General features: G+C 36.0%; 9 protein-coding genes. 3 read left to right on the forward strand and 6 right to left on the reverse strand.

Annotation, left to right across the window (positions count from 1 at the left end):
• The first annotated feature begins 76 nt into the window (after positions 1 to 76).
• The 3 genes from cysS (at position 77) to lgt (ending at position 2,896) form a co-directional block, all read left to right on the forward strand.
• Positions 77 to 1,555 (forward strand): cysteine--tRNA ligase, encoded by a 1,479-nt coding sequence (cysS, locus tag EKM01_RS08180; RefSeq protein WP_126740059.1) that lies wholly within the window; start codon positions 77 to 79, stop codon positions 1,553 to 1,555.
• Between the two features lie 75 nt (positions 1,556 to 1,630).
• Complete coding sequence (yidD, locus tag EKM01_RS08185; RefSeq protein WP_126461032.1) at positions 1,631 to 1,888, forward strand: membrane protein insertion efficiency factor YidD; 258 nt, start codon at positions 1,631 to 1,633, stop codon at positions 1,886 to 1,888.
• Positions 1,889 to 1,942: 54 nt separating this feature from the next.
• Positions 1,943 to 2,896, forward strand: a complete 954-nt coding sequence (gene lgt, locus EKM01_RS08190; protein WP_126454092.1) for a prolipoprotein diacylglyceryl transferase — start codon at positions 1,943 to 1,945, stop codon at positions 2,894 to 2,896.
• A 58-nt stretch (positions 2,897 to 2,954) separates the two neighbouring features.
• Here the strand turns inward: lgt and EKM01_RS08195 are convergent, their stop codons facing one another.
• The 6 genes from EKM01_RS08195 to EKM01_RS08220 form a co-directional block, all read right to left on the reverse strand.
• Positions 2,955 to 3,563, reverse strand: a complete 609-nt coding sequence (locus EKM01_RS08195) for an acyloxyacyl hydrolase (RefSeq protein ID WP_233589315.1) — start codon at positions 3,561 to 3,563, stop codon at positions 2,955 to 2,957.
• Between the two features lie 140 nt (positions 3,564 to 3,703).
• Positions 3,704 to 6,676, reverse strand: coding sequence for a protein translocase subunit SecDF (secDF, locus tag EKM01_RS08200; RefSeq protein WP_126767771.1), 2,973 nt, complete (start codon positions 6,674 to 6,676; stop codon positions 3,704 to 3,706).
• A 226-nt stretch (positions 6,677 to 6,902) separates the two neighbouring features.
• The gene (mdh, locus tag EKM01_RS08205) at positions 6,903 to 7,838 is read right to left on the reverse strand and encodes a malate dehydrogenase (protein ID WP_126767774.1); all 936 of its coding nucleotides are present in this window, start codon (positions 7,836 to 7,838) and stop codon (positions 6,903 to 6,905) included.
• Positions 7,839 to 7,923: 85 nt separating this feature from the next.
• On the reverse strand, positions 7,924 to 9,867 hold the full coding sequence (gene gyrB, locus EKM01_RS08210) for a DNA topoisomerase (ATP-hydrolyzing) subunit B (protein WP_126461045.1): 1,944 nt from the start codon (positions 9,865 to 9,867) through the stop codon (positions 7,924 to 7,926).
• 184 nt (positions 9,868 to 10,051) lie between these two features.
• Positions 10,052 to 11,668: an asparagine synthase B gene (gene asnB, locus EKM01_RS08215; RefSeq protein ID WP_126461048.1), complete on the reverse strand. Its 1,617-nt coding sequence runs from the start codon at positions 11,666 to 11,668 to the stop codon at positions 10,052 to 10,054.
• A 192-nt stretch (positions 11,669 to 11,860) separates the two neighbouring features.
• Entirely contained in the window at positions 11,861 to 13,486 is a 1,626-nt protein-coding gene (locus tag EKM01_RS08220) for an amidohydrolase (protein ID WP_126767777.1), read from the reverse strand.
• Positions 13,487 to 13,505 lie beyond the last annotated feature (19 nt).

Here is a 13,505-nt window from a genome sequence, read left to right on the forward strand (position 1 = left end):
CAATTATTAATAACGCATTCACGTCTCAACTCCCTTCCCTTTGGGAGGGCTGGGGTGGGGAAAACAATAATCTACAATGCCATTATACAATAGCCAAAATCTAAAAATATACAATTCTCTTTCAGGAGAAAAAGAAATTTTCAAACCTATTCATGAAGGAAATGTAGGAATGTATGTTTGTGGACCTACAGTTTACAGCAATGTACATCTTGGAAATGTGCGTACCTTTATGTCTTTTGACGTGATTTTTAGGTATTTTTTGCATTTAGAATACAAAGTACGCTACGTTAGAAACATTACGGATGTGGGGCATATTGTGGACGATGTGGATGAAGGTGAGGATAAAATTGCCAAAAAAGCACGTCTGGAACAACTGGAACCAATGGAAGTAGTGCAACGCTATACGGTTGATTTTCATGAAATTCTGAATGCTTTTAACTTTTTGTCACCAAGTATCGAACCTACTGCAACGGGACATATTATTGAGCAAATTGAAATTATCAAAACCATAATTGAAAAAGGAATTGGTTATGAAGCCAATGGCTCTGTTTATTTTGATGTGGTAAAATTTAATGAAACCAATCATTACGGCAGATTAAGTGGCCGAAACATTGAGGATATGCTAGCCAATACCCGGGATCTTGACGGGCAAAGTGACAAGAGAAATCCACAGGATTTTGCGCTTTGGAAAAAAGCGGAAACTCAACATATTATGCGTTGGCCTTCGCCGTGGAGTGATGGATTTCCGGGATGGCATTTAGAATGTACAGCAATGAGCACTAAATACTTAGGTAATCATTTTGACATTCACGGTGGCGGAATGGATTTAAAGTTCCCGCATCATGAGTGTGAAATTGCACAAAACGAAGCCTGTACCGGTCAAACTCCGGTTAATTATTGGCTGCACGCCAATATGTTGACTTTGAACGGAAAAAAAATGGCAAAATCTACGGGAAATAATATTTTGCCAAGAGAAATATTGACTGGAGAAAACACCGTTTTAAGTAAAGCTTTTTCAGCATCAGTAGCACGATTTTTTATGCTCCAGGCGCATTACAGAAGTATTCTTGATTTTTCTGATGATGCCATTGTTGCTGCCGAAAAAGGATACAAACGATTGATGGAAGCGATGAATTCGTTGAAAGAAATCACTGTTCACACAAAAAGCACCGTTGACATTCCGGCTTGGAAACAAACCTGTTATGATGCAATGAATGACGATTTTAACACTCCTATTTTGATTGCGCAGTTGTTTGAAGGTGTACGTTTTATCAATTTACTAAAGGATGAAAAAGAGACCTTGAATGCGGAAGATTTAAACCATTTTGCAAAAACAATGCATGCATTTGCGTTTGACGTATTAGGATTAGAAGACGAAAAAGTCTCGGACAGCAATAACGATAAGTTAGAAGGAACGGTCAATATGCTTATTGAAATGAGAAAACAAGCTCGCGACAATAAGAATTTTGCACTTTCTGATCAAATAAGGGATCAATTGATTGTATTAGGAATTCAGTTAAAAGATGGTAAAGAAGGAACTTCGTTTAGTATCTAGTCCGCTAAATACCGAAATCGATTACAACTGAAAAATAATTTTGAATAACAACAGAGAAGTTTTAATTTTAAAATCATGTTATCAAAAATCATCATTTACCCATTTTTACTATTGGTTCGTTTCTATCAAGTGGCCATTTCACCCTTTACACCTGCGGCTTGTAGATTTGAACCCACGTGCTCCTCGTATATGATTGAAGCTTTACAAACCCACGGTTTGTTTTATGGCGGGTTTTTAGGTATAAAACGTGTTTTTAGTTGCCATCCTTGGGGAAAAACCGGCTATGATCCGGTTCCCAAAAAATCATGTACGCATAAAGATTCTCTTTTTTAATACGAATTTTACATTTAATCTCTATTTTTACGTCAAACATATAAAATACAATACATGACACACGCTTTAAACATCGTTTGGAATCCATCAGAAGGAATTGATTTAGGCTTTTTTATCATTCGTTATTACAGTTTAATGTTTGTAATTGCTTTTGGATTAGGCTGGTATATTATGAAAAATATCTTTGATCGTGAAGGGGAATCAATAGAAAAATTAGATTCGTTATTTATCTGGACTGTATTAGCGACCTTACTTGGTGCACGTTTGGGTCACGTTTTCTTTTACGATTGGGAGTATTATCGCAATCATTTATTGGAAATTTTTATGCCAATACGAGAAAATCCAAACGAAACGATTTTATACATTATAAAAGGATGGGAATTCACAGGTTTTCAAGGTTTAGCAAGTCATGGTGCTGCCATATCAATAATTATTGCTATGTATTTTTACAGTAAAAATATATTGAAAAAACCCCAGTTATGGATTTTGGACCGGGTGGTTATTCCTGTTGCAAGCGGTGCTATTTTCGTCAGATTGGGTAACTTTTTTAATTCGGAGATTATTGGTCATAAAACGACTTCTGACTTTGGAATAAAATTCTTGAAAGACCATTTTAGTGCTATGGACGCGGTCAATGCGACTCAAATACCCAATCCTCAAGCTGCGTACTCAGCCATTGCGAACGACCCTAAATTTGTCTCTTTACTGGAACAAGTTCCGGTAAGACATCCTACTCAATTGTACGAGGCATTCTGTTATATTTTTGTTTTTGCAGTCTTATTTTTCCTGTATTGGAAAACCGAAAAAAGAAGGTATACCGGATTTATATTTGGTATGTTCCTGGTTCTTTTATTTACAGTCCGTTTTATAGTAGAATCTGTTAAGGAAAGTCAAGGCGGTTTTGAAAGTGCTTTAGGTTTATTTTCAACCGGACAATGGCTTAGTATCCCCTTTATTCTTATAGGACTGTATTTTATTCTTACGTCAGAAAAAGAAATAACAAACTAAATAACAATACGTTACAACAAAAAAAGCGTTAGCTGCATCTTAGTAGCTAACGCTTTCTTTATAACGAAAAGGAGAACCCAAAGTCAATGTTTTTAGTCGTATATCCCGCATTGGTTTTCTGTAATCCCCCATTAGACACATGACGAATATTTGGTCTTACGTCTAAAGTCACACCCTTAAACCTAAAAGTAAATCCTACCGCTAAAACATCTGAAAAGGCAAAACCTTTGGAGAGTCGTTCCGTTTCTGTATCTGTAATCATTGGACCTATGCTCCCTAAAACATAAATACTCGCCGATTTAAAGACTGGTTTTCGCACTAAAAAGCCAAGACTAAGAACGTATTCTTTTACATCTTTTAGCTTTGTATAGCGCTCCCGTTTTACAATATAATCCGGATCATCGGGCTCCACAAAATAAATATTTAGGAGTTGATGGCTTGCAAAATTAATTTCTGGCTGAAGCACTAGTGCGTATTTAAAATTCTTCGTTTGTTTTACAACATAATAAATTTGCACCTTATAAGACTTATTTGTAAAGGTATAATTTCTGTTTTTAAATTCATTTCCTATTCCATACGAAAAACCCAGATCAACTTTACTTGTCTTTTCTTGGGCATAAAATGGAATTGTACAAAGGACTAAAACTAAAATAACTAATACTTTCATCCGCATAACTACTAGTATTTTCGTTTATCTGATTATACAGTTTTCAAAAAAGGAATTAAAATCATGTTTAAAGTTACAAATAAAAAAAGAGATTCAATTTTTGCTGAATCTCTTTTTTTAATTGGTATAAAAAGCTGTTTCTAGTTTTCTAGATGCGCCTTTTCGACTCTGTCTTTATCTTCTTTTGAGATGGTGTCTACAAGTACTGGTGTTGCAATAAACAATGAAGAGTATGTCCCTACAATGATACCAACTAACATAGCAAATATAAATCCTCTGATAGATTCCCCTCCAAAAACAAACATGATCAACAACACCACAATCATCGTCAAAGAGGTATTGATAGTTCTTGACATCGTTGTATTAATAGATTGATTTACGATTTCAGAGAAAGAACCTTTAGTTTTTCCGGCTAAATATTCACGAACCCTGTCAAATACAATAACTGTATCATTCATAGAATACCCAATAACGGTTAGAATCGCGGCGATAAAATGCTGATCGATTTCCATACCAAAAGGCATAAATTTATAGCACAATGAATAAATTCCTAGCACAAAAATAACATCGTGGGCAACAGCAGCAATCGCTCCTAAACTGTATTGCCATTTTCTATAACTGATCATCAAATATAAAAACACGATTGCCATTGCTCCAAGAACCGCCCAATAAGCATTCGTTTTAATATCTTCAGCAACTGTTGGCCCTACTTTAGACGCTTGTAAAATACCGAGTTTTTTACCATCATAAGCATTAACAAATTTATCATACGTCATATCAGCTGAAAAATGTTGTTTTAAAGTAGTAAACAATAATTTATTTACTTCTTCGTCTGCTTTGATTCCTGGCTCTTCCACTTTGTATTTAGTGGTAATTTTCAATTGATTATCACTACCAAAAACTTTTACTTCGGCACTACCATCAAAAACTTCCGCTAGCTCTGCTTTTACGGTTTCAGTTTCAATTGCTTTTTCAAAACGCACCTGAAAAGTTCGCCCTCCTACAAAGTCGACTCCTTCATCAAGACCGTTAATTGCTAATGAAGTAAAACTGATAACAACTATAATACTAGAAAATAAATACGTCCATTTTTTAACTCCCAAGAAATTAAACTTGAAATTGACAAACATATTTTTAGAGAAATTAGTAACAAACGTCAAATTGTTCTTTTTACTAATGTTCCAGTCAATAAAAATTCGCGCAATAAAAATAGAAGTAAACAATGAGGTTATAATACCAATCAATAAAGTAGTAGCAAACCCCTTAATTGGTCCTGAACCAAAAATGAACAATACAGCTCCAGTCAAAATATGCGTTACATTGGCATCTGTAATAGAGGACATTGCTCCTCTCCAGCTATAGGAAGTTTTAACGGCTTCTTCTAGTGTTTTACCCGCACGCAACTCTTCTTTTGCTCTTTCGTAGATAATGATATTCGCATCAACAGCTGTTCCCATTGTCAATACGATACCTGCAATACCTGGCAATGTAAGAACTGCACCAATACTTGCTAAAATTCCGAATAAGAAAAGTAAGTTAACCGCTAATGCAATATTAGCATACCAACCTGCTCTGCCGTAATAAATCATCATCCAGAGTGACACTAAAAGCAATCCTAACAAAGCAGAATTAGTCCCGTTATCAATTGCTTCCTGACCTAAGGATGGCCCTACCACTTCTGACTGAACAATATCTGCGGCAGCCGGTAATTTACCTGCTCTCAATACATTTGCTAAATCTTTAGTTTCTGTAACATCAAAAGCTCCTGAAATTTCAGATCTACCTCCTGAAATTGGACCTGTTGAAACTCCTGGTGCAGAATACACCACATCATCAAGAACAATAGCAATATTACTTTTTTGAGTGTATGCTCTACCTGTTAATTCTTCCCATGCTTTTGCACCTTGTCCGTTCATTTGCATTGAAACTGCTGGTTTACCTGATTGGTCAAAGGTATCACTTGCATCTGTAACCACACCACCAGCCATTGCCGGTACATTGTCTCGGTTTCCTTTTAAAGCATATAATTCTACTGCTTCAACAGCTTTTGCTTTATCGTCTTTAATAGTCAAAGGTTTTCCCCAAACAAATTTCACATACCGCTGGTCTGCAGCCAATAAAACTCTAATATCCGCTCTTTTTAAATATCCGTTTACAACAGCCGTATCTTTTGGAGAGAAAAGTCCCAAAACTGGACCTCCACCTTGTCCAATGATTTTATCAAATAAAGGATTATTTCCTTTTTTTGCATCAGCTGAATCTTTACCATCCGAAAGCAAAGCGCTCAAAGAATCTTTCACAACGGGTTTAACTTCGGCAATATTGATTTCAGTTTTCTTCAATGACTCGTTAGCTGCCATCAAAAAATTACCAATTTCTTCTATTTTATATGTTTCCCAAAACTCTAGTTGAGCGGTACTTTGTAATAATCTTTTAATTCTGTCTACATCTTTAGCCCCAGGAAGTTCTACAAGAATTCTTCCCGTCTCCCCTAATTTTTGAATGTTAGGTTGGGTAACACCAAATTTGTCTATACGCTCTCTCAATACACCAAAAGCACTTTCTACAGACTCATCTACTTTTCTTTTGATTACTTTTTCTACCTCAGCATCGGTCATTTGAAAATCGACTCCACCTTCACCTTGCAAACTTCTGTTTGCAAAAATATCAGGAGAAGCTAATTTTACGGTTCCTTTTGAATTCGCTTCAAAAGCATTGAAAAATGCATCTAAATAGGTTTGATTTCCTTTTAGAGTTGCTGTTGCATCAGCCAAAGATTTATTAAAAACCGGATTTTTTGAGTTATTCGATAAACCTTTCAATATGTCTTTAACAGATATTTGAAGTATTACATTAATACCTCCTTCTAAGTCAAGACCTTTGTTGATTTGCTTATCACTTACTTCATTATAAGTAAAATTAGTAAACCCAAGGCTAAATACTTTTTCTTTACCGATAGAATCTAAATATTTAGCTTCTTTATCAGGGTTTCCACCCGCAAAAGATTTCGCATCATTTTTAATTTTGCTCGCGACAAAAGTGAACGAAAGTTGGTAAATACTTACCAATGCAAATAGAATTGCGAAAAATTTAATAAGTCCTTTATTCTGCATTATTACTAAAAATTAATTATTTTATATTTATTTATTTTTGCTTTAAACCTTATGAAAGAACACTTTACATTCGTTTTTTATATTATAAAAGAATATATCGAGCTACTTCATTTTTTTTAAACCGAGCAAATATATAATTAACGGTAAGATTAACCAATTTATTTATAGATTAATCTCAAGAAAAAGACTGCAAAGATGCAGTCTTCTCTTTTTTATATGTAAATTTTTATACCAAAATCGATTTTAAAGCTTCATTCATTTGTCTGACTGCGTCTGCACTTTTAGCAAATAAGGCTTTTTCAGCATCATTTAGTTTAATGTCAAGAATTTCTTCTACTCCATTTTTACCAATAATACACGGAACACCAATACAGATATCATCCTGACCATATTCTCCTTCAACGAAAACAGAACATGCAATCATTTTCTTTTGATCATTTAAAATACTATCCACCAAGAAAGCAACGGAAGCTCCGGGAGCATACCATGCCGATGTTCCAAGCAGTCCTGTAAGTGTAGCTCCACCAACCATAGTATCGGCAGCTACTTTTTGCAATTCCTCTTCAGATAGAAATTGTGAAACCGGAATTCCGTTATAAGATGCTAATCGTGTCAAAGGAATCATAGTAGTATCGCCGTGTCCCCCAATAACCATTGCTGAAATATCATTGGCCGGTTTGTCTAAAGCCAAAGACAAATACGTTCTAAAACGAGAACTGTCTAACGCTCCACCCATCCCAATAATTCTGTTTTTTGGTAATCCCGTAGATTTCAATGCCAAATATGTCATGGTATCCATAGGATTAGAAACGACCACTATAATAGTATCCGGTGAATGCTTCAATACATTTTCAGCAACCGTTTTCACGATTCCTGCATTAATTCCTATTAATTCTTCCCGAGTCATTCCTGGTTTTCTTGGAATTCCAGATGTAATTACCACTACATCACTTCCTGCTGTTTTAGCATAATCATTGGTAACACCTGATACTTTGGTATTAAAACCAGTATTGGTAGCACATTGCATGATATCTAACGCTTTTCCTTCAGCAAAACCTTCTCTAATATCCAATAGTACTACTTCGCTGGCAATTCCTCTATAAGAAATCACGTCCGCACATGTTGCTCCTACATTTCCTGCTCCTACAATGGTAACTTTCATATTTTAAAGTTTATTCGGTTATTTGTTAATTTGGTTACTTTTTTTGCGTTATTCTATTAGAATAAAAACGGATGATTACGTTACGTTACGCATCAATATTTGCGTAAACTGCGTTTTTCTCAATAAATTCTCTTCGTGGTGGTACTTCATCACCCATTAACATTGAGAAAACTCTATCGGCTTCCGCCAAACTGTCAATAGTTACCTGACGCAATGTTCTAAAACTTGGATCCATTGTAGTTTCCCATAATTGCTCTGCGTTCATCTCTCCAAGACCTTTATAACGTTGAATTCCTGCACTTCCGCCCATTCTTTCATTTGCCTGATCACGTTGCAAATCATTCCATGCGTATTCTTTTTTGTTTCCTTTTTTAACTAAATACAAAGGCGGTGCGGCAATATATACGTGCCCTTGTTCGATTAATTCTTTCATAAATCTAAAGAAGAACGTCAAGATTAAAGTAGAAATATGACTACCATCGACATCGGCATCACACATAATGATTACTTTGTGGTAGCGTAATTTTTCGATATTTAATGCTTTGCTGTCTTCGGCAGTTCCTATTGTAACGCCTAGCGCAGTAAATATATTTCGAATCTCTTCGTTTTCAAAAACCTTGTGATGCATTGCTTTTTCTACGTTCAAAATCTTACCACGCAAAGGTAAAATAGCTTGAAACGCACGATCACGACCTTGTTTTGCGGTTCCTCCCGCCGAATCTCCCTCGACAAGGTATACTTCACATTTTGCTGGATCCTGTTCTGAACAATCTGATAATTTTCCTGGCAATCCACCGCCACCCATTACGGTTTTGCGTTGTACCATTTCACGTGCTTTTTTGGCTGCGTGACGTGCTTGTGCTGCAAGAATAACTTTTTGAACAATGATACGGGCATCATTTGGATTTTCTTCCAAATAGTTTTCAATCATCTCACTTACCGCTTGACTTACAGGAGAAACAACTTCTCTGTTCCCAAGTTTCGTTTTCGTTTGTCCTTCAAATTGTGGCTCCTGCACTTTTACCGAAATAATAGCGGTCAATCCTTCCCGGAAATCGTCTCCTGAAATATCAAATTTCAATTTGTCTAACATTCCGGAAGCATCTGCGTATTTCTTTAACGATCTTGTAAGACCGGTTCTAAAACCTTGCAAGTGCGTTCCTCCCTCATGCGTATTGATATTATTCACATACGAGAAAATATTTTCCGTATAGCTGGTATTGTAAATTAACGCCACCTCTACCGGAATTTCTCCTTTTTCATGATCCATAGAAATTACGTGCGCAATAATTGGCTCACGGTTCCCATCTAAGTAACGGATGTATTCTTTTAAACCTTCGTCAGAATGAAATACTTCTGAAACAAAATTTCCGTCTTTATCAAATTCTCTTTTATCCGTAAATGTAATCGTGATTCCTTTATTCAAATAAGATAATTCACGCATACGAGCCGATAAAGTATCATACGAATACTCAATAGTTTGGGTAAATATGCTTGGATCCGGATAAAAAGTAACAATTGTCCCTCTCTTAGTCGTTTCTCCAATTTGCTTAACCGGGTATAATGCTTTCCCTTTTTCGTATTCTTGTTCGTATATTTTACCATCACTACTGTGAACTGTAGCTCTCAAATGGTTTGACAATGCATTTACCACCGAAACCCCTACACCGTGAAGACCACCGGAAACTTTATACGAATCTTTGTCAAATTTTCCTCCGGCACCAATCTTGGTCATTACAACCTCTAATGCTGAAACCCCTTCTTTTTTATGAATTCCTACCGGAATACCACGCCCATTATCTTCAACAGAAACGGATCCATCTTCATTAATATCAACTATTATGGTATCACAATGGCCTCCCATTGCCTCATCAATAGAGTTATCCACAACCTCATACACTAAATGATGCAGACCTCGAACTCCCACATCTCCAATATACATCGAAGGACGCATCCTTACGTGTTCCATTCCTTCTAATGCCTGAATACTATCTGCTGAATAACTGTCCTTCTTGATTTCTTCGCTCATATATATTTTATTCTAAAAAAAATGTACTTTTTGTCTAACACGCAAATATATAAAAACGCAAATTATATAACCGTTAAATTCCCTTTTAAAGCCCTTAAGTTATTAACATTTGTTCATATAATTACAAAAAAACGCTCTCAAAATTGAGAGCGTTCTTCATTTATAAAAAATTTAAATTATTGTTTCAAACTACAACTCCTATTTTGGCAATTTCAGTATCTGCCTGAACGTGTGCCGCATTCGCTCTTCCGCTTGGATCAAGGTTTTCCTGCCATTTTGGAATCCACTTCCTAACCGTTTGTGCCGCACTTACTTGCGGATAATATTTATTAAATACCGACCTGTAAAAATACGCTTCTTTAGTTGTAGGAGAATTATACGGAAATTCAGCTACAGCTCCAGCTAATTGCTCATCCGTAACTTGCGTAGCACAATAATCAATTAATTCATCAATCCAATTGTATCCTACTCCATCCGAAAATTGTTCTTTTTGTCTCCACAAAACCTCTTCAGGCAGATACGGATTATCTGGCGTATCAAATGCTTTTCTTAAAATGTATTTTTCTTTTCCATCGTACGTTTTAGGCATCTTTTCTTCTGCTTTGATGCGAATTGACACATCCAAAAACGCTTTGTCTAAAAACGGAACTCTGGTTTCTAATCCGTGCGCCATCGTTGATTTGTCCGCTCTTAACAAATCGGCGGTAAACAATTTCTGTACTCTTTCAATAGTTTCCTTTTGGAAATCCTCCGCCGAAGGTGCATTTCTAAAATACAAATATCCCCCAAAAATCTCATCGGCTCCTTCGCCTGAGAGCACCACTTTTACACCTAAATCCGTAATTGCTTTCGACAAGAAATACATTGGTGTACTTGCTCTAACCGAAGTCACGTCATACGTTTCTAAATGCCAGATTAATTTATCTAAGATTTTTATTCCTTCTGCAACAGTAAAATGAATTTCATGATGTTCAGTCCCTAAAAATTCCGCTACTTTTCTGGCAGCCGCAGCATCTGGCGCATCCGCATTTAATCCAATAGAAAATGATTGTAATTTTTTGCCGCTTTCCGCCAATAACCTAGAAGCAATTGCTGATGTTAATGAAGAATCCAATCCTCCTGAAAGCAACACTCCAATGGGTACATCGCTCATTAAACGCTTACGAGTTGCTTCAGTCAACGTTTCCCTGATTAAATCCAAATCTAATTCTTGGTCGGCTTTTAAATAATCTTCATATTCCGGTTTGTAATATTTCACAAAACCTGTTTTTTGAGTATAATAATGTCCCGGAGGAAAAGTAGAAAATGTTTTACACTGATCCGCAATAGGTTTCATTTCGGAGGAAAAATAGATCCTTCCTCTTTCGTCCAAACCATAATACAACGGTTTCACTCCCATTGGATCTCTGCCGGCAATAAAATCATCGCCATCTACTACCACAAAAGCCCAGTCGCCATCCAGCATATTGCAAAAATCGTATCCAAACTCTTCGTACAAATGCACAATAACCTCTGAATCTGATTTGGTTCTAAAAGCATGCCTTTTCAACACACCATCTCTCAATTCCTGATGATTGTATATTTCGCCATTATGAACCATATAGGCCGTTTTTGTGCCTTGTATCGGTTGTTTTCCAGAATGTAAATCAATTATAGACAATCGTTCGTGACTTAAAATATGCCCTTTTTCAGTAACATGTAAATCACTTTCATCCGGACCACGATGCGTCATTCTTTTTGAAAGTGCTCCAAACAATTGTTCCTCTTTTCCTCTTCCGATAATGGCTAATATTCCGCACATAACTCTATATTTTTATTTTTTCCCAATTCTAAGTCGACAAATATGCAATAGCAGTTACAAATACAAAACACAATTATGATATTTAGTTACTATTTAAAACAAAAAAATACGTTTAACATCAAAAATGTAATTTAATTATCAGAAAAACCAAACCTACTATAACAACTATAACTCATAAACGCATCCGTTTAATTACTTCACTTTCTGACCTTTTAAATAGGTATTCGTTGGTTTCATTTTTACTATCATATTCTCTTTCACCATAATTAAATCCTGGTCAAACATCACAAAATCAGCCCATTTTCCTACTTCCAGACTTCCTTTTTCTTTTTCTTCAAAATTAGAATAGGCGGCCCAAATAGTCATTCCTCTTAAAGTTTCAACTCTAGTCAACGCATTTTCCATTTGAAAGCCCTCTTTTGGATATTCCTTACTGTCTTTTCTGGCTACAGCAGCATGAAAAGTAAGCATCGGATTCACTTCCTCTACTGGGAAATCAGTTCCAAGAGCTACCATTCCAGCTTTTTGAAGTAATTTTTTATAAGCATAGGCATTTTTCAGCCTTTCTTTCCCCAATCTGTCTTCAGCCCAATACATATCAGATGTAGCATGCGTGGGTTGAACCGAAGGAATAATTCCAAATTTGAAATAGTCAAAATCCGCTTCACGCAAAACTTGAGCGTGCTCAATTTTCCATCTTCGGTCTTTTGTGCCTGTCAAAACTTCTCTGTAAATTTTCAAAATCACCGTATTTGCTGAATCGCCAATGGCATGTGTATTCAACTGAAAATTTGAAGCTGCAATTTGTCTAGCTACATCGCTTAATCCAGAAATTGGTGCCAACAAAGCGCCATATTCGCCTGGCTTGTCGGAATACGGTTTGTGCATGCACGCTCCACGCGAACCCAAAGCACCATCACCATACATTTTAAAGGAACGCACATTTAGATTATCTGTTTTATAAATTCCTTTTTTTAAGTATAAATCAATGTTTTTTTGATTTGCAGTAATCATTGCATATACATTAAGCTTCATCACTTTTGCCTTTTGCAAACTATCCATCAAGTGAATAATGTCCGGATCCAATCCTGCATCATTTACAGTCGTCAATCCGTAATCAAACATCACTTTTTCGGCATCAAGCAAAGCGGCTATTTGTGTTTTACGGGTTGGTTTTGGAATTATTTTGAACACTAATTCCATTGGATTGTCTACTAAAATTCCTGTTGGCTCCCCGTTTGCAATTTCAATCTGACCACCAACAGCTTTCGTATCCTTTGTGATTCCTGCTAACTTCAAAGCTTTACTATTCACGATAATGGCATGACCGTCGATTCGATTTAAAACTACAGGAATATCAGGAAACGCAACATCTAAATCTGCTTTTGTTGGATACTTTTTGACTTTCCAATCGTTTTGATCCCAACCATTACCCACAATAAAGGTTGGATTTTTATCTTTTTGAAAAGCCTTTAAACGGGAAATTATTTCGTTCATGCTTTTGGTACCGCGCAAATCCGATTCCTGCAAGCTCAATCCATAGCTATAAAAATGGCAATGTGCATCAATCAGGCCTGGATAAATGAATTTGCCTTCCGCATCTATCGTATTCTTGGATTCATATTGTTTTGAAATCTCACCATTAGTCCCAATAGCGATAATTTTACCTTCATCGATTGCCATAGCCGAAGCTTTCTCAAAGGAGTTATTGACCGTGTAAATAGTGGCACCGGTAATAATGGTATCAACGGAAATCTTATTTTTTTGATCACACGAAATCAATAAAAATAAAACAAAGAATAAAGTAATATATCTCATAATAAACATTTTAGTTTTG

This window comes from Flavobacterium sp. RSP46 (genome assembly GCF_003984825.1).
Classification (GTDB): Bacteria; Bacteroidota; Bacteroidia; order Flavobacteriales; family Flavobacteriaceae; genus Flavobacterium.